At 41.2% G+C, this 23070-nt stretch carries 23 protein-coding genes and 1 tRNA gene; 11 read left to right on the forward strand and 13 right to left on the reverse strand.

Going from position 1 to position 23070, the window contains the following annotated elements:
* Window positions 1–6: 6 nt before the first annotated feature.
* The 3 genes from ACP26M_RS21610 to ACP26M_RS21620 all read left to right on the forward strand — a co-directional run bounded on the left by ACP26M_RS21610 (window position 7) and on the right by ACP26M_RS21620 (window position 2379).
* Entirely contained in the window at window positions 7–846 is an 840-nt protein-coding gene (locus ACP26M_RS21610) for a hypothetical protein (RefSeq protein ID WP_426583189.1), read from the forward strand.
* A gap of 133 nt (window positions 847–979) precedes the next feature.
* A complete protein-coding gene (locus ACP26M_RS21615; RefSeq protein ID WP_426583191.1) occupies window positions 980–1915 on the forward strand; it encodes an AlbA family DNA-binding domain-containing protein in 936 nt (311 codons plus the stop codon).
* A gap of 390 nt (window positions 1916–2305) precedes the next feature.
* Window positions 2306–2379, forward strand: a tRNA-Pro gene (locus ACP26M_RS21620).
* A 252-nt stretch (window positions 2380–2631) separates the two neighbouring features.
* Here ACP26M_RS21620 and ACP26M_RS21625 read toward each other — a convergent pair.
* Window positions 2632–3324, reverse strand: a complete 693-nt coding sequence (locus ACP26M_RS21625) for an FISUMP domain-containing protein (RefSeq protein ID WP_426583193.1) — start codon at window positions 3322–3324, stop codon at window positions 2632–2634.
* Between the two features lie 536 nt (window positions 3325–3860).
* Between ACP26M_RS21625 and ACP26M_RS21630 the strand changes: the two genes are divergently transcribed.
* A complete protein-coding gene (locus ACP26M_RS21630) occupies window positions 3861–6284 on the forward strand; it encodes a TonB-dependent receptor domain-containing protein (RefSeq protein ID WP_426583195.1) in 2424 nt (807 codons plus the stop codon).
* 397 nt (window positions 6285–6681) lie between these two features.
* Here ACP26M_RS21630 and ACP26M_RS21635 read toward each other — a convergent pair whose 3' ends face one another.
* A complete protein-coding gene (locus ACP26M_RS21635) occupies window positions 6682–7770 on the reverse strand; it encodes an acyltransferase family protein (protein WP_426583197.1) in 1089 nt (362 codons plus the stop codon).
* A 436-nt stretch (window positions 7771–8206) separates the two neighbouring features.
* Here ACP26M_RS21635 and ACP26M_RS21640 point away from each other — a divergent pair, with 436 nt between their 5' ends.
* Complete coding sequence (locus ACP26M_RS21640; RefSeq protein ID WP_426583199.1) at window positions 8207–8716, forward strand: DUF695 domain-containing protein; 510 nt, start codon at window positions 8207–8209, stop codon at window positions 8714–8716.
* A 56-nt stretch (window positions 8717–8772) separates the two neighbouring features.
* On the opposite strand, the gene ACP26M_RS21645 is transcribed toward ACP26M_RS21640, so the two are convergent.
* The 5 genes from ACP26M_RS21645 to ACP26M_RS21665 all read right to left on the reverse strand — a co-directional run bounded on the left by ACP26M_RS21645 (window position 8773) and on the right by ACP26M_RS21665 (window position 11296).
* Window positions 8773–9324 (reverse strand): DUF4256 domain-containing protein, encoded by a 552-nt coding sequence (locus ACP26M_RS21645; RefSeq protein ID WP_426583201.1) that lies wholly within the window; start codon window positions 9322–9324, stop codon window positions 8773–8775.
* A gap of 193 nt (window positions 9325–9517) precedes the next feature.
* Window positions 9518–10108: a YdeI/OmpD-associated family protein gene (locus ACP26M_RS21650; protein ID WP_426583203.1), complete on the reverse strand. Its 591-nt coding sequence runs from the start codon at window positions 10106–10108 to the stop codon at window positions 9518–9520.
* Window positions 10109–10498 carry a DoxX family protein gene (locus ACP26M_RS21655; RefSeq protein ID WP_426583205.1) on the reverse strand — a complete coding sequence of 130 codons (390 nt, stop codon included), beginning with the start codon at window positions 10496–10498 and terminating at the stop codon, window positions 10109–10111.
* Between the two features lie 8 nt (window positions 10499–10506).
* Window positions 10507–10974, reverse strand: coding sequence for an SRPBCC family protein (locus tag ACP26M_RS21660; protein ID WP_176626332.1), 468 nt, complete (start codon window positions 10972–10974; stop codon window positions 10507–10509).
* 1 nt (window position 10975) lies between these two features.
* Window positions 10976–11296, reverse strand: a complete 321-nt coding sequence (locus ACP26M_RS21665; RefSeq protein ID WP_090532792.1) for an ArsR/SmtB family transcription factor — start codon at window positions 11294–11296, stop codon at window positions 10976–10978.
* Window positions 11297–11569: 273 nt separating this feature from the next.
* On the opposite strand from ACP26M_RS21665, the gene ACP26M_RS21670 reads away from it, so the two are divergent.
* On the forward strand, window positions 11570–13063 hold the full coding sequence (locus ACP26M_RS21670) for a TonB-dependent receptor (protein ID WP_426583208.1): 1494 nt from the start codon (window positions 11570–11572) through the stop codon (window positions 13061–13063).
* Window positions 13064–13244: 181 nt separating this feature from the next.
* Here ACP26M_RS21670 and ACP26M_RS21675 read toward each other — a convergent pair whose 3' ends face one another.
* Together ACP26M_RS21675 and ACP26M_RS21680 are read right to left on the reverse strand one after the other, a co-directional pair.
* Window positions 13245–13721, reverse strand: coding sequence for a hypothetical protein (locus ACP26M_RS21675; RefSeq protein ID WP_426583210.1), 477 nt, complete (start codon window positions 13719–13721; stop codon window positions 13245–13247).
* Window positions 13722–13725: 4 nt separating this feature from the next.
* The gene (locus ACP26M_RS21680) at window positions 13726–14688 is read right to left on the reverse strand and encodes a heme-binding domain-containing protein (protein WP_426583212.1); all 963 of its coding nucleotides are present in this window, start codon (window positions 14686–14688) and stop codon (window positions 13726–13728) included.
* Between the two features lie 216 nt (window positions 14689–14904).
* On the opposite strand from ACP26M_RS21680, the gene ACP26M_RS21685 reads away from it, so the two are divergent.
* The 4 genes from ACP26M_RS21685 to ACP26M_RS21700 all read left to right on the forward strand — a co-directional run bounded on the left by ACP26M_RS21685 (window position 14905) and on the right by ACP26M_RS21700 (window position 17847).
* Entirely contained in the window at window positions 14905–15975 is a 1071-nt protein-coding gene (locus ACP26M_RS21685) for a serine hydrolase domain-containing protein (RefSeq protein ID WP_426583214.1), read from the forward strand.
* Between the two features lie 13 nt (window positions 15976–15988).
* The gene (locus ACP26M_RS21690) at window positions 15989–16549 is read left to right on the forward strand and encodes a helix-turn-helix domain-containing protein (protein ID WP_426583216.1); all 561 of its coding nucleotides are present in this window, start codon (window positions 15989–15991) and stop codon (window positions 16547–16549) included.
* A 190-nt stretch (window positions 16550–16739) separates the two neighbouring features.
* Window positions 16740–17474 (forward strand): heavy-metal-associated domain-containing protein, encoded by a 735-nt coding sequence (locus ACP26M_RS21695; protein ID WP_426583218.1) that lies wholly within the window; start codon window positions 16740–16742, stop codon window positions 17472–17474.
* 88 nt (window positions 17475–17562) lie between these two features.
* A complete protein-coding gene (locus tag ACP26M_RS21700) occupies window positions 17563–17847 on the forward strand; it encodes a hypothetical protein (protein WP_426583220.1) in 285 nt (94 codons plus the stop codon).
* Window positions 17848–17852: 5 nt separating this feature from the next.
* On the opposite strand, the gene ACP26M_RS21705 is transcribed toward ACP26M_RS21700, so the two are convergent.
* Both ACP26M_RS21705 and ACP26M_RS21710 read right to left on the reverse strand, forming a co-directional pair.
* The gene (locus tag ACP26M_RS21705) at window positions 17853–18107 is read right to left on the reverse strand and encodes a hypothetical protein (RefSeq protein ID WP_426583222.1); all 255 of its coding nucleotides are present in this window, start codon (window positions 18105–18107) and stop codon (window positions 17853–17855) included.
* 96 nt (window positions 18108–18203) lie between these two features.
* The gene (locus ACP26M_RS21710; protein ID WP_426583224.1) at window positions 18204–18569 is read right to left on the reverse strand and encodes a response regulator; all 366 of its coding nucleotides are present in this window, start codon (window positions 18567–18569) and stop codon (window positions 18204–18206) included.
* A gap of 208 nt (window positions 18570–18777) precedes the next feature.
* On the opposite strand from ACP26M_RS21710, the gene ACP26M_RS21715 reads away from it, so the two are divergent.
* A complete protein-coding gene (locus ACP26M_RS21715) occupies window positions 18778–19788 on the forward strand; it encodes a LacI family DNA-binding transcriptional regulator (protein WP_176626316.1) in 1011 nt (336 codons plus the stop codon).
* Between the two features lie 83 nt (window positions 19789–19871).
* On the opposite strand, the gene ACP26M_RS21720 is transcribed toward ACP26M_RS21715, so the two are convergent.
* Both ACP26M_RS21720 and ACP26M_RS21725 read right to left on the reverse strand, forming a co-directional pair.
* On the reverse strand, window positions 19872–20501 hold the full coding sequence (locus ACP26M_RS21720; protein WP_354485280.1) for an NAD(P)H-dependent oxidoreductase: 630 nt from the start codon (window positions 20499–20501) through the stop codon (window positions 19872–19874).
* Window positions 20502–20668: 167 nt separating this feature from the next.
* Entirely contained in the window at window positions 20669–22570 is a 1902-nt protein-coding gene (locus tag ACP26M_RS21725; RefSeq protein ID WP_426583226.1) for a 7TM diverse intracellular signaling domain-containing protein, read from the reverse strand.
* Between the last annotated feature and the right edge of the window lie 500 nt (window positions 22571–23070).

Below are 23070 nucleotides of genomic sequence, written 5' to 3' on the forward strand. Positions count from 1 at the left end.
ATAGATATGAGCGAAGGCGAAATTAAAAATGAAAAAAACTGCTTTATAATAATGCCCATCTCCGACGCTGAAGGATATGAAATTGGGCATTTCAAACGAGTTTATGAATATATAATTAAGCCCGCTTGCATTGCTGCGGGATTTACACCAGTAAGAGCCGATGATATAAAAAAGACCAATGTCATTGTAATTGATATTCTCCGAAGATTGCTTAATTCTGATATGGCAATATGCGACCTGAGCGCCCAAAATCCGAATGTTCTGTATGAATTAGGAATTCGACAAGCATTTGATTTACCTGTAACCTTTATTAAAGACAATATCACAAATCGAATTTTTGATATTCAGGGATTCAGGGATATTGAATATAGCAATTCTTTAAGGATTGACGATGTAAACAATGCGATAACAAAACTCAGTGCTAACATTATTGAAACATATGAGAGCAAAGGGAATGATGTAAACTCCATTATAGAATTATTAGGAATAAGCAAAGCAAAAGTCACAGACAAAATAGAAATTTCGACAGATACAGAAATCATTTTGAAATCTTTAAACGACATATCCCTACGCTTAGGCAGCCTTGAAAATAAGTCGTTAAAATCTGTCACCAAGGAAGTAATACTTGACTTCGGCGAAACAACTCCTTTAGATAACTTTAGAATAGAAAATGAAGTTTTCGAAGTGGATGACCCCGTTGAACACGAGCGATTTGGCAGTGGTCGGATAATAAAAATAGAGCAGGACAGTATACAAGGAACCGTGGTAACGATAGATTTTATCAATGTAGGGAAAAAGCAATTGATGACTAAGTACCTTTCTCTTTTCAAGTTAAGAAAGCAGTAAAACCGCCTTTGGATTTGTTATAGTTCAAGTAGTAGATCGCGGATTTTAAACAGAAGTTCATTTCCGAAACTCATTTTAGGAAGCAAATTGCCAGAGAGTACAAAACAACTATCTCTTAAATTAATAGCTTTTAATGAATCAAGACCAAATAATTAAAATTGTAGACCCTATAATTCAACAGAGTTTAGGCGGCCAGGAAATCGAAAATTTAAAAATCGACTGTAAAACTAAGTGGTGGGATCTAAAGGATCTGTCGGGTCGGAGTGAGTTTTTAAAAGATACCTCTGCAATAGCCAACACTTTTGGTTTAGATGGTTTTATTATCATTGGCTATAACGATAAAACGAAAGATTTCAATCCTGCCCAGTTTTCAGATTGCGGTTTAAAAGACAGTGCAGATATAAGGAATTTAATCATAAGATCTATTGATATGGTTTTCGATCTAAATACATTTGATGTTACTATAGGTGGAAACAAATTAAGTGTAATCCATATCCCTCCATCAGTAGATAAGCCACATGTCTTGAAGGTATACAATCGAAGCGATAAACAAGGAATAAGAGAAGAGTTTAATAAGATTTTCATTAGAAAGAACTCTTCGAATCATGTCGCATCTAAAAATGATATTGACATAATGTACTATGATAGGAAGAATATAATTCCAGATTATAAAATATTAGTCAGTGTGAAAGCCCAATGTTTAAAAATCCTCGCTGGTCGACAAGCTGGGGTTGTCACAGATATGCACTTAGATCCGGTTTTAACATTTGAAAATCAGGGTTCAAGGCCAATGGCAATTATAGGGATCAAAATAAGATTAAGTGAATATAATGACCCTCGGCCTCATGAACAGTACACTTTCGAATCAATAAGTCTTGTCATTCCAATCATAGTACCTGTCAATAATATCGTTAATCAAGTTCCTTCTTTATACGCATTAGATCTTAATGGAATAACAAAGGAAGTAGTAGACTCGATTAACAGAAACATAAAAAATATAAAAGCAGATAATATCCAACTTACTTTAAACAGCGGAGAAGAAATCATTGTCCCTATTATAAAATATTAGAATTTATAATTATTCAGCAAAGTTAGGGCTGGTGCTTCTGAAGCGCAAGAAAGACTACGGCATAAACCCACAGGCACCACACAGCCTATTTATTCCGTTTCCCTTCTTGCTTTATCGCACCAAACCTGAGTGTTGGCGAAATAATTATTTATTCACTTAATAAAATAATCAGATGAAAAACAAGGAAAAATAACGGCATTAAATTTGTGTACTACCAGACTACTTCAAGAAAATTAACAATCATTTATTAACTACACATCAATTGGTAGATACAAACAAGTCCATAAAGTACAAGCAAGAGATAAAAACAGCTTATAACGCTTAAACAAAGCATTTACATTTTGAATTATCCCGCCAACAATTATATTTGCAGCCCGGCTATACTTAATTCGGGATGTAGCGTAGCCCGGTATCGCGCCAGCATGGGGTGCTGGAGGTCGTGGGTTCGAATCCCGCCATCCCGACTTGAACACAAACTTTAAAGAGCATGTCTCAAAGGTAGTTTTACTGATGAGGTATGCTCTTTTGATTTCTTATTGCCTGGGCTTCGTCCTTACTGCTGTCCTCAATGTTAGCTTTACGGGTTATAAAAAATCCGGATAATGATTTCATTCACAATTTCCAATATTCAATACTTTGCATGCTGGCCACAAGGCACAGCCTTGCGGCAGCGGGGGGCACTTTGATTATGCGTTTAGCTAAAAACATAGAGGCAATTATTTAGCCTGATTATCTCTTACAAACCTCACCGATTTGGGAGAGTCGATGTTATGTCCGCCGTCCACAAAGCAACCAAAACATTGCGTATAATCATCACTGGAAGTGGTTCCATACAGCCTGCTTAAAATAAACGAATAATAAGTGGCATGAAAATTAACTTTTGCAGCCGGCAATGGAGTGGAGGTTAAAAACAACGCAAGGTTTCCTGGGGTTTCGTTATATGGGCTGGCATAATATCCCGCCGGATAAGCATTAAACCCAGAAGTATTAGTTCCCTGTTTATCAGATGCCCCACGCACCTCCCATCCCGACGTAGATTTAAGCACGAGGGCCTCATTGTAATCCATTACAAAATTGCCCTCAGTATCTTTCTTGCTGGTAAAATTGCTCATTAGTTTATTAAAATCGGCAACAGTCGGTATACGCCAGCCAGAAGGCAGTTTTAAGTTCGCTAAATCGGCTTGAGTATAAAATTTCTTATAATTGGTATTGGGCACATAAAAAGTACCCTCTATACCTCCCTGTCCGTCATAGTTGACTGCCGTCCATTCTTGTTGCCCAATTTTAACAGTTGGATACACAGTGCCTGATATGATCACTCCTGAAGCTTCCTCTTTTGTTGTGCTATCTTTTTTACAGGCGGCAAATAGCATTAAAAAAGATAAAAACAAAAGCAGAAGGGGTTTCATTGGTAAGGTTTTATCCAAAACTAAACAAAAACTTAGATATTCAAAACGACACATTTTTGGGTTCGAATCCCGCCATCCCGACTTAACCACAACGTTAAAGAGCATATCTGAGCAGTTTTTTACTGATTGATTATGCTCTTTTTTGATTTTGTTGACGGTAGTGTTTAAAGGGACGTTTACGGTTTACCTCTTAACAGCAAATATAAACTGATCGATTATATCACCAATTGTTTTGACAAGCCATTGGTGATCTCTTACCGCGGAGGTAACTGGATACGGGCGAAAAATTATAGAGCAGTTCAAATAGATTGTGGCCAATCATGGCGCTCAGCTAATCGTGAACTTATATTCCTTGATTTTTTTTAACTCCGAATTAATTTGAATAATCTGCAAACCTCATAGAAAACATTTCAATCAGGCATATTCTATTAAATTAAAATAAAAAAAAAGATCTTTTTTATAGCTTAGCGTTATGTTTTTAAAAACACAACGAAGGGTCAAAAACAAACCGACATGTCAAAAAACACGATCATTCTATGAAAAAAGCTTTCCTTACCTTTCTCCTTTTCTTAATACTTACCCATGCTTTTTCCCAATCAACCGGCAATATTAAAGGTAGCATCACCGACAATTCAAAAGCCCCGTTGGAGTTGGTGAATATTATTCTTTACAAAACAAATTTCAGCGCCACCACAAATAATAAAGGCCAATACAGCATCAATAATATTCCTGCCGGAAATTACCAGGTCATTATTTCGCACATCGGCTATAAATCTGTTAAACAACATATACTCGTAAAAAACAATGACACTACTGAATTTTCCTATACGCTTCAGGCCGGCGTTATTAAGATATCTGCTGTTGAAGTACAAGGCGAAAGAGGGGTAGGGAGCATCAAGTCGTTACCCGAGATCGGCGGAACAAATATTTATTCGGGCAAAAAAAATGAAGTTGTTTTGGTTGACAGCGTCAATGCAGATATCGCACAAAATAAAGCCCGCGATGTGTTTGCAAAAGTACCGGGTATCACGTCGTGGGAGTTGGATGGTTCGGGCATTCAAACCAGTGTAGCGGCAAGAGGATTAAGTCCGCACAGGTCATGGGAGTTCAATGTGAACCAGAATGGCTACAATGTTAATAACGATCTGTATGGTTATCCCGAGGCCATGTATAACCCGCCATTGGAAGCCGTACAGCAAATTGAGATCATCAGGGGATCAGCCGCTCTTCAATATGGCCCTCAGTTTGGAGGAATGCTCAATTATGTAATTAAACAACCCGATACCACGAAGTCATTAAGCATTGAAACCGAACAAACGTACGGCTCGTTCAATACCTCAAATTCCTTTGCTTCGGTAGGTGGGAAAAAAGGCAAGCTCACTTTTTATGCTTTCTTTAATTACCGTAGCAGCGATGGATGGCGCCTTAACTCCAACTATAATTTCCTGAATGTTTATGCAAGCTTGCACTATAAACCAACAGCTAAAATGGATATTGGCCTTGAATACTCAAGAGAAAACTATATGCAGAAATTTGCTGGCGGGCTTACCGACGCGATGTTTGCTGCCGATCCGCGCCAATCAACCAGGAGCAGAAATTATTTTAACCCGATACTTAACCTCCCCGCTTTGCTTTTTAATTACGCCATCAATAGTAAAACATTATTGAATATAAAAGCCTATACTTTGTTCGGGCAAAGGAACATGGTTATTGCCAGCCCAGGCTTAGCCACCAATGCAGATACCATCAGCAAAACTACAGGCTCCTACGCGCCAAGAGAGATAAACAGGGACTTTTACAACAGCTATACTGTTGATGCACGAATGATAAAAAAATACGATCTGTTCGGCCATGAGAGTGCCCTATCGGGCGGCTTAAAATATTCCAACGCTGCTACCAACAGAAAACAAAACGGAGAGGGAAGTACAGGAACTAATTTTGACCTCACCCAAACCGGCAATTACGGTATTGCCCTGCTCTTTAAAACAATAAACTACGGGGCGTTTCTTGAAAACCTTTTCCGCATTACCGATAGGCTATCCGTTACCCCCGGCATCAGGTATGATAACCTCAAATCAACTTTAAACGGAACGGAATATAAAGTATATAAAAATTTTAATCCCGTAGCACTTTCAACCTCCAGGAACATAGTGCTGGGTGGAATCGGTGCGCAGTATAAGATCACTGAAAGCATTAATATTTATGGCAATTACTCGCAGGCATACCGACCTATTCTTTATGCAAATCTTATCATCGGATCGAGCACAGCGGTGATCGACCCGAATTTGAAAGACGCGAGCGGCCATAATGCAGATATTGGCATTAGGGGAAAGATTAAAAAGATATTGACCTTTGATCTAAGCGCATTTGAACTGAAGTATAACAACAGGATAGGAAATATAACGCTGACTGATGGCAGCGGAAAACCGTACACCTACACTACCAATGCAGGCAATGCGCTCACCAGGGGAGTAGAAGCTTTTGTTGAAGTTCACCTGCTTAATTTCAATACCGAGGACACTAACAATGATCTTTCCATATTTTCTTCTTACGCTTATAATCACGCCAGGTATTTGAATGGCAAAACAGGCGTGGTTGATCTGACTGGAAAAACGTTGGAAGACGTTCCTCAATTTGTTAGCCGCTCGGGCATAAATGGCTCTGTACATAACCTCTCCGCTACCTTGTATTATTCATATGTTGGCGGATCATGGTCGGATGCGAATAATACAGCTGCTACCAAAACAAGTCCCAATATAGGTTATGTCCCACGATATCACGTGGCCGATTTTGCCCTGGGCTATAAGTTTTCCGACAAGTACAACATCAGGATCGGTATCAATAACCTGACAGATAATAAATACTTTACCCGCCGAACAGAAACGCTCGTTTACCTTGGCAATGGTATATTACCCGGCGACGGAAGATCATGTTATGTTACATTAGGTGCTAAATTCTGACAGCAGGATATCAATCCTGTTTAGCGGCCCCGCCCGGCCTTGACTTTTCCTGGGTCGCGCTTTCGTTTGCTTACATGGTGATTAACGCGTTATCATTCAATTGCATCGCCGGGGAGCCAACTACAAAATCTTTTATTTGTAACAGACATTCTTTATGTTTTATAACAAGTTCATTGATTATCAACTATAGGGTAAATAATTATCAAAGGCCATCAAACCGAAGCACAATATATGTTCTCTATACGGCGCCCGCCCTGAATATCATAGATATAAATGCCGGGGTAATCGCCTCCTCATCCCGACTTGAAAACAACAAAAAAAGCATATCTGCACAGTAGTCTTACTGATTGGATATGCTTTTTTTATTTAACAAATGCTTATATGCCGTAATTGATAATTAGAAATTTACAGAATCATCTACTGCTTGTAATTTTAAACGTTTCCGGTCTTTCCAGCTTTTTATCCAATCTTTTGCCGGAATTTCAATGAAAAAATAACAGGCAATAGAAATACAAATAAGCGCGATCAAAAAGGTATAAAATTGCACTTCAGGATTTACTATCCGCATTTTTTTGAAGAAAAAACTCAGGAAAGATTTTATTGGGTATTGAAGTATATACATGCTATAACTCGCTTCGCCCAGCAGCATCAAATATTTATTTGAGAAAACCTTTGTGATTTTGCCGTTATTTAAGGCCAATAATAAAATAAGAGGTGCAAACAACACGGCCATTAATCCGTTATGAAAGCTAAAGTAATTATTAACGGATAATACAACCAGTAAAGCCATTACGATAACTGTAATATACCAATCATAGTTCCCCTGCCTTTTTGCCGATTTTAAATAAACAAAGCCGAGAATGTTTCCAATCATAAACTCATTAATATGCATTAATGGGAAATAGAATAACAGATCATGAATGGTTGATGGTGGAGCTGCATAATATGGTGATCGGTAAAAAAAGTTTAGTATTACCTGGGTTGTAAGCCATAAGCATAAAACCATTATTGCAACAGATTTAAAGGAAAATTTACTGTAGTAATAATTAAAAAGTAATGGAAACACAATATAAAACAATGCCTCAACAGATAATGACCAGCCGGGAGGGTTAATCTTACTGATATAACCAGGGAACCATGATTGAATAGCAAACAGCTGTAATATAAATTCCTTCACCGGCAGCGTATCTGTTATCAATAACCTAAATGCTGCCAAAATAAGCGCAAAAAGGTATACCGGATAGATCCTGGCTATCCTGTTCAAATAATAGTTTCCCGGCTTAACTTTAACATGTTTTTGCTGACCATAGGCAATGATCATCACAAATCCCGACAATATGAAAAAGTAACTTACACCAACATTTGCCTTATTGAATACATTTTGTAAAACTGGCAAATTAAACGGCCAAATATTGCTCCTGGTGTGGTATACAATAATAGCAACCGCTGCAAGAAATCTGGTAAAAGTGAGTTGGTTTAATTTCATATAGGGTAGAATATATTAATTAAAATTTTACCACAAAGGTAAATTTTTAATCTTTTATTTCTCCACGAGATATTTAATTTCCAGAAAACACCTTTTCAGCCGGATAGCTCTGGTAAATTTCTCCATACGTGCACCCGTTTAACATCAAAGAAAGTTAAATCATTTATACTATTTGCGGTATCAGCCAGGCAAATAACTGCCTGGTTCGCCTACTGGTCGAAGTTTAACGCCAGTGTAACTTCGTCCCCCAATAAAGCAAGCATCCTGCTTGAAATCTGAAGCATTACCCTGAGATCCCGCCAGATAAAAATAAAGCCTCACTATACCATAAAGTCAACCAGTGAACTTAAGCCATATAATGCGTCGGGAACTCAATACCAGTTGTTTTAGCCACATTGAATATCTATTTTAGCATCGCATAATACTAACCTTATCCATGCTACGTTACTTTCGCCTTGTCATAGTTATTTTACTACAATTACTAATATTGGGTTGTAAGGCCCAGAACAAGCATACCATTTTTCCTCCCGAAAGTTTTTCAGTTATTGAAGCAAAATTACCTGACGGGAGGCCTGTTGTTGGATCTGTTAACACCGCCTATAAAAATTACGGCGAAAAGAAAAGCTATCCGTGGTGCCTGCAAATTCACGTTGCGCTTAAGCATGATAGTGTTATGAAAAATGGGCTACCGCTTGAGTCAGAAATAGACGTTGCTAATACGCTTGAGGACGAACTAATCAATGAAACGGGTAAAGTAGTAACCCTGCATTACATTGGCCATGTCTACAACGATTCCTTCTTAGATGTTTATGCTTATATTGATCATCCCGGGAAAGCAAACCAATATCTTCAGAAAAAAACAAAAGCGCCCGATGTAAAGCGTGAGTTTTCATTTGAAATAAAACAGGATAAAGAATGGGTAGAGGTTAAACCGTTTTTAGAGTAAGTACATGACCTCTAATATTTGAGTTCCCAACTCAAGCGACTGTGCAAAAGAAAAACTCAAACCCTCAACGCCCCTCTAAAGCCCCTGGCAGCATAATATGACTCCGCCCCATTGTGGTAAATAAATATGGTGCCATAACGGAAATCGGCAAAAATGGCGCCACCAAGCTCCCTGATATTGGCCGGTGTTTTTATCCAGCTTGAGGTTTTGGTATCAAACTTTCCAAGCTTTTGCAATTCGCGGTATTGTTCTTCATTTAAAAGTTCAATGCCCATATCCTTCGCCATTTCCACAGCGCTGTTTCCGGGCTTGTGTTCTTTTCTGGCTTCCAGCGCTTCATGATCGTAGCAAACACTTCTGCGGCCTTTGGGGCTTTCTGCGGCACAGTCGAAAAAAATATATTCGCCCGTATTTTTATCGTAAGCAACAACATCGGGTTCTCCGCCGGTTATTTCCATTTCATTAAGTATCGATAGTTTTTCGGTATCGGCTTTCAGCTTTACCTGTACCCCGGCCCATTCTATGCCGGTGTGGCGGTTCATGTTTTTTTCAAAACGCGTTTTCAGTATGCCGATAAGTTCTCTCTGTAGTTCTGGTGATAGCTTCATATTTATTGCAGGTTATGGTTTATTGGTTTTTAGGTGATTTTTCAATTCCCCTCTTGAGAGGGGCGCGTAAGACAGCGCGGTGGCAGGGGTGTGTTTATGCGATTGCCTTTTCAAAGCGGAAACACACCCCTACACCCCTCTCGGGAGGGGAATCGCACAGGCCCCCGCTTTTTATTCTTCAAAACGGGCTGCATTACAAATCATTCAACCCTTTACCGTTAAGGATTTGCGGCATCCATTTTTCAACCCTCGCCTCGCGGGTTGAGGCTTGTTTGGGTTGGGAAAAATGAAGGAGATACGCTTTTTGTCGTCCGGGTGTTAATGCTTCAAATGCGGTTTTAAGGGCGGGTATGGTATTTAATTTATGTTGAAACTCCTGAGCGACGGCAAAATCTTCCGTTTGCTTTAAATTTACTTTTAGTCCTGCCTTTTCCACCTCAATGGCTTCATAAATATAGGCTTTCAGGATACTTCTTTGCCCGGCTATTTCCCCGGCATTGGTAAACCTGATCTGCCGCGCCGCTTGTACGTTTTCGGTTTGCTGAATAAGGATGTTATGGGTATCACTTAATAAAGCTCCCTTGAAAAATAAAAGCGCGCAATATTCTTTAAATACATGGATCAAAACGATGTTGCTTTCCCGAAAGGTATAACAGGGACAGCCCCATTTTAATTCTTCGGTCAATCCGCAATCAAGAACAACCGATCTCAATTGCTCTACTTCTTCCTGCCACTTCCCGGCTTTATTAAAATAAAAATCAACTTTGGGGTTCATATCGTTCATTTATTGGTTTCCCGAAATTACTTTTCTTTCGGCGGGTCTGAAATACCATGATATTACAGTAAGTACCAGTAATAGCAGCGCGGGAAATATCTCAGCTATAGCATTCCCCGCTGCAATATGCGAAAAAATCGCGCCCGACATAGCAAAGAAAAAACCCGCGTACGCCCATTCCTTTACCACCGGAAATTTAGGAATCAATACTGCTATAACGCCCAAAACTTTCCAGATGCCCAATATAGTTAAAATATAACCCGGATAACCTAAATGCGTCAAGCTATCGGCCCCTCCTGCCCCGGCCTTCGCTTTTAATAACTGTACCATTCCCGTTGATATCATCCCTAAAGCAAGCCAGATGGTAGCTATCCAATAGATAATTTTATTCCGTTTCATGATATGTGTTATTTCAATTTGTTTACTACTTCCTGCAGGCGGTTATGGGCCATATTTATACCATAGGCAAAAGGCAGCTTAAGCATCTGGTCCCTCAGTTCGGGCGTTCGGTAAACCACATGCATATTGAGCTTGCTGGTATCGTCGGTAAGTTTTTCAAACTCCAGGAACTCGAGTTGCACATCAAACGGCGCGTTATCCATTTCAAACGTGCGGGTGATCTTTTGCCCGGGGATAAACTCATGAATTGTTCCGTTGGCTTTAAAAACAACGTTACCATGCGGGTCTTTTGTTTCAAATTGCCAGCTGCCGTGCTTTTTATTTTCAAGCTTCAGCACTTTTGTTCCCATCCATTGCTCAACAATTTCGGGCTCCATGTAGGCTTTAAAAAGCAGTTCCACCGGTAAGTCAAACACTCGTGTAATGGTTAAATCCTGTTTGCCGTTTTCAGCATCTATTTTTGTTTTTTGTTCCATGTTATTTGCCTTTATAATTTTTCATAATAGTTTCTAATTTGTTGAACCTGTCTTCCCACATTGCGCGGAACGGTTCAATGAAGTCGGCCACATCTTTCATTTTTTCTGCATTAATATGATAATAGATCTCCCTGCCGTTTTGCTCCTGTTTAAGCAATTCGCACTCGGTAAGTATTTGCAAGTGTTTGGAAACGGTAGGCCGGGCGGTGTCAAAGTTTGATGCAATTACACCAGCGGTCATCGCTTGTGTGGCAACAAGTAAAAGAATGGCCCTTCGGGTTGGGTCGGCTATGGCTTGAAATACATCTCGTCTTAAATTCATCGTGTAGCTATTTGACTACAAATATAAATGTAGCCATTTAACTACGCAAATGTTTTTGTTTATTTTTTTTGGAACCTTTATCTGATGGCCCTGAATATCAAGCCCGAATATCTGTCAAAAACACATTAATTTATTTTCTGAACGTAATAAAACGAGCCCATTGCTTATTTTGTAATACATTCTTATCACGCCTTCGCTTAAAAAAGTGTAATTTTAGACCTTCTTAGCAAGGTTATACTACTGGTAACAGTAAACTATAATAATTTAATGGGTATGAATGCCATTCACAATAAAGATATTGGGACCAAACAAAAAGCGCTGGCCATTAATCTTAACCCCGAAATTTATGGCTCATTTGCCGAAATAGGTGCAGGACAGGACGTAGCAGCAAACTTTTTTAAAGCCGGGGCATCATCCGGCACCATAGCCAAAACCATGTCGGCCTATGACATGCTTTTTTCAGATGCCATTTATGGGGTACAACAAACCCGCCGTTATGTAAGCGAACCGCGGCTGATGGCCATGCTTGGTCATGAATATGGGCTGCTCATTGAACGCCTTGGTACTCAGCGTGGCGATACTTCAACTTTTTTTGCTTTTGCGGATACCATATCGGCCCTCAATTACAATAAAACAAATGAAGGCCACGGTTGGATGGGCGTACGCTTTCAGCTGGAGCCGAACGGGCAGTACAATGATGTGGTGATCCACGTTAAGCTGCTGGATAATGATAATAACCTGCAGCAGCAGGCTGTAGGGATATTGGGTGTAAACCTGATGTATGCCTGCTTTTATTATAATGAGATTCCACCGGTATTCCTGCTTTCGCTGATGGATAACCTCTCGCGCGACAGGATCCAGATAGACATGATCCGCTTTGAAGGCCCAAACTTTACCAAAGTTGATAACCGGCTCATGAGCCTTCACCTGGTAAAATACGGCTTTTCGGATGCGGCGCTATTTGGGCCCGATGGTAAAAACCTGCAACCATCTGAGGTTTTATACAAAAAGCATATCGTAATGGTACGCGGCCGTTTTCGCCCGGTTATCAACGTGCATATGGATATGTTGAACACCGGTGTTAAACAGTTTTTACAGGAATCGGATGTTGATAAGGACAATGTTGTTGTTGTTACCGAGCTTACCCTCCAGGCCCTTAAAGAACGTAACGCCGATATCAATGCCGATATTGACGAGAAGGACTTTCTCGACCGTGTAGATATCCTCGGCTCGCTGGGCCAAACGGTAATGATCTCTAATTTTCACGAGTATTATAAACTGGTGGCTTATCTTTCAAAGATCACCAAACTTAAAATGGGCGTGGTACTTGGTTTCCCTAACCTGGAGTATATCTTCTCTGAAGAACATTATAAAGATTTGCCGGGCGGCATTTTAGAGTCGTTCGCTACGTTGTTTAGCCGTAAGGTGAAACTGTTTATATACCCTACCCTGCGCGATGGCGTGATCTGGAATTGCCTGCGTTTTTACCTTCCCCCTCACCTGATTGATCTGTACCGGTACCTGATAGCCAACAATAAAATAGAAGATATCAGGCATTATAACGAAAATAACCTCAACGTTGAAACCGACAATGTGCTTGAGCTGATAAAACTTGGCGCCGATGGCTGGGAAGAGTTTGTACCTGCGGAGGTAGCTACGATAATCAAAGAACGCCGCCTGTTTGGATATGCCTCCGGGTTAGAACCGGTAAAAACACTTGATGTGCCTCCGGTGGATGGTGATCGTACAGAAATAGATATAGCTTAAAGCTAACAGCATAAGGCTCAAGGCTTTTCTTAACTCCCCTTTTGAGAGGGAGCGCGGAGGGGATGAGCGGTAGCAGGGGTGTGTCTTTGCGATTGACTTATCAAAACAGGAACACACCCCCTCCACCCCTCTCAAGAGGGAAATCGCACGGCCCCAAAACTATAAAAAGCTCATTCTATTGCTACGGCAAAACAGAAGGCTTTTGCCCAAGAATATATTTAATCCTTTCAAACTGGCCCGAAGTATCTGCTTTTAAGTCGAGCGCCTTACCATTAAGTTGTTGATAATTAACAGCTACGCTATTACCAGACGATGTAGTTTTAATCACTTCCACCGATTCAACATCCGAAGGGATCTTCGCGCCAAACCAATGATCGTCATCCTGTTGCTTCCAGGTTACTAATGTAAAAACTTCATTATCCCCAACTGCTTTGTTTCCATCAATTGCCGATTTCAAAGCCAGGTCATTCCCGTAAAGTGTTGAGGCTGTTCCTTTGGTCTTATTAACAAATGAAGTGATTACCTTCAAACCATCGAGATTATATTTCGGGGATGGTGGCAACGCAGCTTTGGTGTTGTACAATTCAACCGGTTTGTTATCGGAGCAGGCCGCAAACATTAAGCTGCATACAGCGAGTAAACTATATAATGCTTTCATGGGGTTAGTGTTTAATTGGTTGGGTAAATACAAAATCTTCGGCAGCCATCGGCTTGTGGCAATTCATACATTCTGTGGTAAACATTACATTTGCACCGCCGTACGGCACCATCTTCGGGGTCTTAAACCTCGCCCATCCCCAGCCATAGGTAGATGCATATTTTTTATCGTCTTTTATCATGTACTCCACCTGCTTAAACTCGCCGGTATGGGTGGTCCCGTCTTTATCCTGTAGTTGCGCCCAGGCCACTTTAGCAAATATGGCGCCGTTTGGCCAGGGGTGGATCTTGTTTTCTTTGATCGCTTTCACGGCAATATCATTACCGAAGATTACGCGCAGGGTGTTATTATCAAAACGCTCAGTAGTACTGATAGGCTGCCAGTTTTTATAATCGGGGATATAAGAGATGCCGTTGGCCGCTATCGGCAATTTGCTTACTGCTGTTTTGTTTTTTTGCCAATACTGATATTGCCTGTCGGCGGCATTGATAACCGCCGTATCGGCAGGCTTGCTGTGCACCATTGAAGCAAGATAGTTCTTCAAAACAGCAAGATCGGCTGCGGATACTTTTGCGCCGGTATGAGCAGCGGTATAACCCGGCAAAGGCATTGCTCCGGCTATTATTTGATTTACCGACTCCCAGAGTTTGCCTTTCTGATCGGCCGGCGCGAGCCTATTCCATTCGGAAAAATTAAGGTCGGCCCTGCCCTGTTTGATATGGGATGCCACCCCCCAGTAAATGGGGACTATTTTATCGTACCAGCGTAAATTGGTGTTGTTTGAATGGCAATCATAACAGGCACGTTGAATAATAGCCTTAACATCTGCCGGGGCTTCCAGGTCGCCCGTTACCGGCGGGTTAGGAACATCCGGGCGCACAAACTGGATGCACAAAAAGCCTGCAAATAAAATCAGGATGATAAGGAACGCTTTTCGTTGATACAAGGGTTTTCTGTTGGTTTTCATAGCCATTCGGTTTGCAATACAAAGAAAAGTACAATCCCTTATAATAAATGTAACAATTAGTTAGGCGGGTGCAAATAATCGTTGAATAAAGAAAAAAGGAAGGTGAGACTACAAATCGCGCTGCTTTTGTGCTCGTCGCCATCAATATAATCAGCATGTATGAATAAACTTTAAATTAGCGTAGCAGTCAAACGAACGCATCAATCACCCTCAAAAATGGAAGCAAGATCTATCTTACTACTAATAATTATTTCCTTTAGCGCTATTAAAGTAAATGGGCAATACAATTTTACCAAAGTTGATAACTGGCTAAATGACCACGCATCCGAAATGGGTGGCCGGGTGGTGCTTGTTGTTTATAAAAATGGCCGGGTGGTTTACAACCACGCAGTTAATGATATGAACATGAGGCAAAAATTTGTTGCCCGCATGGTAGCCCGCAAACAAGGCAAAAAGGCTGATCTGGATGACTATAAGTCTACCTCAAAGGTGGCTATTGCCAGCTGCAGCAAATGGCTTAGTGCCGCTTTGGTGATGACCTTTGTTGATGAGGGAAAGCTAAAATTGAGCGATACAGTTGGCAAATATTTGCCTGTACTATCGCAACATGGCAAGGGGGGCATCACCATTGGTCAATGCCTGTCGCACCAAACCGGGATCAAAACGCCGCCATTAAAAGAAAGTTTAGAAGATATGCGCCAGGATAACTCGATGGATGATGCAATAGCCGATATAGCAGCCTTACCGATGGAAGGTACACCCGGCAAGGTTTTTCACTACAGCAATGCCGGCTTGCAAATTGCCGGGGCTATCATCGAAAAAATCAGCGGCAAAAACTTTGAAACCTTATTTGCCGAACGTATTGCCCGGCCGCTTAATATGCAGCATACTGATTTTGGAAATACCAAAGTAGCCCTGCCCGCGGGCGGCGCCTACAGTACTCCCGAGGATTACCTGAACTTTTTGACCATGATCATGAACCGGGGCATTTTTAACGGAAAGCGTATCCTGAACGAAAATAGTATAGCCCAGATGCAGGAAAACAGGATCACCGCTGACGTTAAGATCGCCTATTCTCCTGCCGAGGCCGGCGGTTTAGGTTACGGTTACGGCAAGTGGGTATTTGATGCCCATACCGTAAGCAGTCCGGGGTTGTTTGGGAGCTTTCCGTGGATAGACAAGGATAAAAAGTACGCCGCCTTTATGATGACTTTTTATATTAAAAACGATGGCAGGCAACAGCGTTATCGCGAACTGAAACAACTGGTGGATGAAGTAGTAAAATAGTAGTTTTGCAGCCATGAAGCTGTACATAAAAAACATGGTTTGCAGCCGCTGCAAAATAATGGTGAAAACCGAGCTGGAAAAAGCCGGGCTGCAGCCAGTTTCCGTTGATCTTGGTGAGGTAGAGATTAAAGAAGCCCCTACCCCGGGTCAACTTAAACGATTGGAAACATCGTTAAATACCCTTGGTTTTGAACTCATTGACGATCAAAAGAGCCGTATTATTGAACAGATCAAAACCCTCATCATTGAGCATGTGCATTACGCCGAAACGCAATCGCCCTTAAAGCTTTCGGCGCTGCTTACTTCAAAACTTAATTATGATTATGGGTACCTGAGCAACCTGTTTTCGGCTGTAGAAGGCTCAACCATCGAAAAATACTACATAGCCCAGCGAATTGAAAAAGTGAAGGAACTCCTGGTTTATAATGAACGTAGTCTTTCCGAAATCGCTTTTCAATTAAACTATAGCAGTGTTGCCTACCTATCCAGCCAGTTTAAACAGGTAACGGGGATGACGCCATCTGCCTTTAAAGCCCTTCAGGGTAGTAAACGCACAAACCTGGAAGATATTTAAAGCACGAATTTTTCGAATTGAAACGAATTACACGAATTTATTCTGCAATGGTTCGTGTAATTCGATCAAATTGTGGCCGGCTTGCTGAGCGTTTCGTGTCGAACTGTAAATCTTATAAATCATACCCATAATACCGTAATAACTCCACTGCCGGCTCATGGTAATTTTGTATCAACAAATACAAATTATCATGACACATACCTATAATATCACCGGCATGACCTGCACCGGCTGCCTGGCTAAAGTGCAGGGCCTGTTACAGCAGGTTCCCAACATCGAAAAAGTTGAGATCTCTTTAGCCGAAGGCACTGCCGACATCACCATGAAAAAGCACGTATCAACAGGCGATCTTCAACAAGCTCTTGCTGCTTATCCTAAATACCAGCTTAGCGAAGCAGAGGTACATCATCACCATATGAGCACGACAGATGCTGCTGAAAACCGCACCTGGCTGCAAACCTACAAGCCGATCCTGCTCATTTTTGGTTATATTTTAGCAGCAGCAATAATTGCCGGACGCTATACAGGCGGATTTAACATCACTACGGCCATGCGCGTTTTCATGAGCGGCTTTTTCCTGGTATTCTCCTTTTTTAAACTGCTGGATCTTGCGGGCTTTGCCGATAGCTATGCCATGTATGATGTGGTGGCCAAACGCTGGCGCGGATGGGGCTACGTATATGTTTTTGTTGAACTGGGTTTAGGCCTTGCCTTTGCGCTTAACATTGCGCCGGTAACGGTTAACGCCGTTATGGTTGCGGTGATGACGATAAGCCTGATTGGTGTGCTGCAAAGTGTTTTCAGCAAAAGGCAGATCCGTTGTGCATGCCTTGGCGCGGTGTTTAATTTGCCCATGAGCACAGTAACTATTATTGAGGATGGGTTAATGATTTTGATGGGTGTTGTGATGTTGGGAATGATGTAAGGCAGCCAGCAAATGTCATTTCAAGGGAGCGGAAGCGGGTTTCCTCGTCCTGTTCGTTGAAATGACATTTTTTTTGTACTTTAATCTAATGCAAAACACCGCACAATTCCTTCTACAGGATTGGTTTAATATTACTGGTCGCGGATTAGTTATCACCGGCGAGATTATTCGGGGAACAATTGCAGCCGGAGACTTCGTTTGCTTTAATGATGAGGTCATCAAAATAAAAAGCGTAGAAATTGGCCATAAAAGTTCCGGCGGGTTTTTTATTGGATTGATCCTGGAAATAGAAAACCAAACCCCGATATTATCCTCGCTCAAAAAATTAAAGGGAGAGAATTTTTTGATATTAACGGCTGTCGCCGTTAATTAACTCGTTTACATCCTAAACCTCAAAGCAACCGAGCGTCCCAAAGCTTGCGCAAATTCGGGGTCAATTACCGGGCCTTCGCCTTTTTGTACCCATACACGGCGGGCGTCTTTTTGAAGGATTATTTTCTCGCCATTTAACATGATCTCAAGTTCGCTGGTGGTTGGGGTAATTGGCGAGGTATTAATTTGATACACGTGGTCGGTATCGTTAAAAGTTATTCTTAGTGGCAATCCCATCTTTATCTTCTCTACGGTAAACATACGTATCCCATGTTACAAAAGCAACAACAGGCGGCGGGCGATAACAAATTTCTACATTAACAGGTTAATTTACAGATCATTATTTTGCACATTTAATCAGGCCGCCAGCTGCAACTGAACCTTATGGATCAGGCTGTTCATGCCAAACGGCTTGTGCAAAACATCATCCGGCGCTCCTTTTTGCGGTTCATGTGCTTCGGTTTCCTCATTTTCTGAACAAACAATTACACGAAGATTTTTAGTGGCCCGGTTCAATTTAATGAGCCGGCATAGCTCACGGCCGTCCATGCTTTTATTAACAATATCCAGGATCACAAGGTCAGGGTGGCATGCTTTTATAATCCTGAAAAGTTCATGAGCATGGGTTGACGAGGCTACTTCGTAACCTTTACCAAGCAGGATGTAGGTCATTACCTCTATCATCAGCTCACTATCATCAACTATCAAAATTCGTTTTGCCATAAACCAGGTCCTGCTTTTTGTACTAATGTCATGCAAACCGCATGCCACTGATTAACTTACAGTTAACCTCTTGTCGTCCAGGCAGGGAGCTATTCCCGATAGAGCTATCTTTTGTAATGATATTTTGACAATTATGGCCTTAATGTTTAAACACAATTGATCTGTTTTATTACATTTGGCCTATAGGAAATAGATTTAGCGAGCGAAAATGGACAATATCAATATCAAAAAACTGGCAAAGGAACTCAATATCTCCACATCAACCATCTCGAGGGCCTTTAATGGAAATACTGATATTAATAAAGACACCAAAGAGCGGATCTTAGCATACGCCAAACAACATAACTATTTGCCCAACCATTATGCCAGTAACCTCCGCGATAAAAAGACCAAAACCCTGGCTGTTATCGTTCCCGAAATAGCTAACGACTTTTTTTCGCAGGCTATCAATGGCATTGAAGAGGTTGCCCGTAAAAAGGGATTCTACATTTTGCTTTACCGCACCGACGACGTTTTTGAAAAGGAAGTATCGTTTGTAAATTACCTTAACAATGGTAAAGCCGATGGCATTATCATGTCGGTATCCGGCGAGGCCAGTGACCACAACTATCTGCGCCAGCTGGAAAAAAAGCATGTGCCTGTGGTTTTTTTCGACCGCGTTTATGAGGATATTGAAGCCGCCAAAGTAACTACTAACGACTATGACGCCAGCTTCGCCGCAACCGAACATCTTATTAAAACCGGGTGCAAAAAAGTTGCTTACCTGGTGGTTAACAAAAGTATTTCGATAGGTAAAGTGCGGATGCAGGGTTATATGGATGCGCTGGCTAAGCACAAGATCGTGTTTGATGATACCCTGGTTATTGATTGCAGTAACGATGAAAAGGAAAATTATAAGATTTTGAAAAAGGCCTTACAGGTAATCAAGCCTGATGGTATTTTCAGTTCGGTTGAACGTTTGGCTTTTGCCACCTACTACGTTTGTAATGACCTTGGCATTTCGATACCTAACGATCTGAAAGTGATTAGCTTTTCAAGCCTCAGGGTAGCCCCGCTCCTTTCTCCTCCTCTTTCAACCATAACGCAACCCGCTTACGAAATGGGCGTAAAGGCAGCAACTTTACTGTTCGATGTGCTGGAAAACAACGGCTCCGCTCCTAAAAAGCAACATGTATTGAAATCAAAACTGTTTATCAGGAAGTCTTCGATTGGTGAGTAGTGAATAGTTGATTAAGAGAGTGGTTTTGTTTCGGCAGCCGCAACCACTTAACTCAATCAACCACTCACCTAATCAACCTAAAATTATGCTTCAATAAAAAGCTCGCTTTGCGGCCTGCGTACTTTTAGCATTTTGCTGTAAGCGTCGTCTTCGGCACGGAAACCTACTGCGGCAATTACCGAGGTAGTTAAGCCTTTTTCTTTCAAGCCCAGGATCTCGTCGAATTTCGCAGCGTCAAAACCTTCCATTGGACCCGCGTCTACCCCAATTTCTGCAGCTTCAGCCAATAAAACCCCTAAAGCGATATAAGCCTGTTTGTGTGACCATTCAACTTTTTGCTCATCAGTACGGCTGGCGAGGGTGCCTAATACCATTTGCTCATAACCGGCAAGGCTTTCACGGGCAATGCTGCGGGTTGAAGCAACAAGGTCAATGAATTTTTTACCAAAATCCTCATCAAGGTTAGTTAATGAAGCAAACACAAACAGAGCCGATGAATCGGTAATCTGCGATTGGTCGTACCCAACGGCACGTAATTTCTTTCTTGTCTCTGCATCCTGCACAACAATCACCTTATATGATTGCAGGCCTAATGATGATGGTGCTAACTGAATGGCTGTTTTTAAAGCCTCTAACTGTTCTGCGCTTATTTTTTTGTTGGGATCGAATTTCTTAACGGCCGATCTCCATTGTAATTTTTCTACTAATGACATGATTATTTTCAAATGTTGAAACAAATGTAGATGTTTAAACATATATGTTTAGCCATGCAATTGTAAATAGATAATTATTCCCCCTATTAAGTGGAAATAGATGACATGCCTTTAGTGCATCCTTACATACAGCTTTGGGGGTGAATTTCGCCTGACTTATCCTGTTGTTAAGCATTCGTGTCGATCACTAATTTACTCCACCCTTTATTTCCCGCGTTTTTGATCTCTTTTTTACGCTGCTCCATTACTTTTTTTATGCGCGAGCTGTAAGCCCAGCAAGTGCTTTGACGGATAGAAAGAATTTCGGAAAGTTTATGTGACGAGATCTTACCCTTGGTTGAATACATCAGGAAGATCATATAAAAAGCTTTATTGATAGGGATCCGGGTATTTTGCAGTATGGTGTAAGCTATTACCGACTCCTCATAACCACATTTTGAACACCGGCGACTGTAAGGGAGGTGGCCGCTGCCGTAATGTGTATTGCTGCATTTGCGGCAGGCATAGCCTTGCTCCCATTTCAGGTCGGACAGGAATTTGAAGCAGGTTTCCCTATCGGGATAAATACGGCTAAACTCTTCAAAGTCAACTTCGGTGAGCATTACCCTATCGTGGGTTACTTTTTCAATGTCATTATGCAGGATAATGTTATCTTTTTCGAGGAGTACATTCATGCGCGAGATCTCTTCGGCCTGTTGTTGCAGCAGCTCATTAACTGATTTAAGCTCCTCATTTTGCTCCGCTATCATTGATGACTTTTCAACCAGCTCGCGGGTGCGTTCCTGCACCTGGGCTTCAAGGCTGCGGTTCAGGGTATCTTTCAGCTCTTCGTTTTGTTTCATCTGAGCAATAATGTCCTGCTGGGCAACATCCTTTTCTTTTTTAAGGATCCGCACTTTATCGCCTATAGCAAAAGAGATGAACAGCATCTCCATAATAAAACAAATACTAAGACTGTAGTAATCAAACTCGGTAACGGGCAGCCACCAGATATTTAGTGCTATACAGCTTTTAATAACAAAGCCGGTAAGTAAAAACGTATACCCGATAACAAAGAACCGCGCCGGTTTATACCCTTTTATCAACACATAACAACCCGCATAAAAAGAAATGCACAGCGGCAAAAACTCGATGATCTTGTAGTTAAACCAGGCCATATTAATGGTAATGCAGGCCAGGAAATAAATACACCTGAAAATGATCACCCCTTTGATCACTTTATTTAAGCGCGGGGCATTAACTTTTAAATTGAGCAGGCTTTGAGCAAAAAGGATGGCAAAAATACTGGCCGAGAACAGGGCGATACCATACGCGTAATTGTTCCAGCCGGGATAGTTTGGCCAGATATACTGGTAAGCTATGCCATCGGCACACATTTCATAAAGGCCAATACTTAAGTTATAAATGATGTAATACAGGTATTGCACCTGGCGCATGGCTATGAACATCATGAAATTGTACAGGCCAAAAACCAGGATCATACCGTAAAAAACACCAAAGAAAAAATATTCGTCGAGCGCGTAACCAATAAAGCGGCTTACCGTACGCAATACCATGATCACATTAACCGAATGCCCCGAACGGATGCGGATATAATAAGCGTCATCGGGGCCCTGGTTGCTGTTGATATTAAAGCTAAAGTTTTTGTGTTTGTAAAAGCGCGCGGCAAAAGGGCGACTGCTGCCAAGCGAGGTTGCCCGGTAAGTATTGTTAACGGGCGAATAAACGGTAATACTATCGATAGTTTGATCAAAAAACTCCAGGATCCAGTTGTTGCTGGTGGCATTGGCCTTACCAATTTTTATGCGGTACCAATAAGCCGAATTGTTGTGATGAGTAACGGGGGTAGGCTCCTGGTTAGCTGCAAATTTGCCTGCTAAGTAAGCGTCGCGAATACCATCGAGGCTAAGTTTTCCGGTTGTATCCTCAAAATAAACTATCTGCTTATATTCAAAAATGTGCTGGTTTACTTTGTCGCTTATTTGAACCGTGGTTTGAGCTATGCCTGTTGAAAAGCATAAGCAAAACAATATAATACCGATAAAAGATCTCAGTAAAAGTTTAAACATAGGCTTGGGAAATGGATGTATTCCGCACCTGTAATGGTGGTTTCACTACAGGCGCGAAAGAAATGGTTGTTTGGTTAGCGTCAGGCCGGATACAATTATAATATTTTTATTTTTCTATTCCTATTAAAAGTACATTAAACAGTTATTTAAAATGTTAATTTTTAGCTATTTGTTGTTAATATCCGGGAATTACTATACATAAATAGTCACAGGCCCATTTACTAAAGTGTTCGAAGCGGTTTTTCCATCTATTTCATATTAAAGGGCCACGCCTAAAAAACAACAATGACATTTCTCATCAGGCGTATTTTTAAAGCCGGCGCGCGGTGCCTGAGCGTTTTATCATTGTTAAAACTTGATTTATCAGATAACTTAACATGACTAATATATGAACCGCTATTGGTTATAACAAGCGTATATTTGTAGTGTTAGGGCATCAAAACATCGCTTTTCAAAAATCACGATGTGCTTCATTACCAAAACGAAAACTGTTGCCTGCA

Origin of the sequence: Mucilaginibacter sp. R-33 (genome assembly GCF_049949235.1) — a bacterium.
Classification (GTDB): domain Bacteria; phylum Bacteroidota; class Bacteroidia; order Sphingobacteriales; family Sphingobacteriaceae; genus Mucilaginibacter.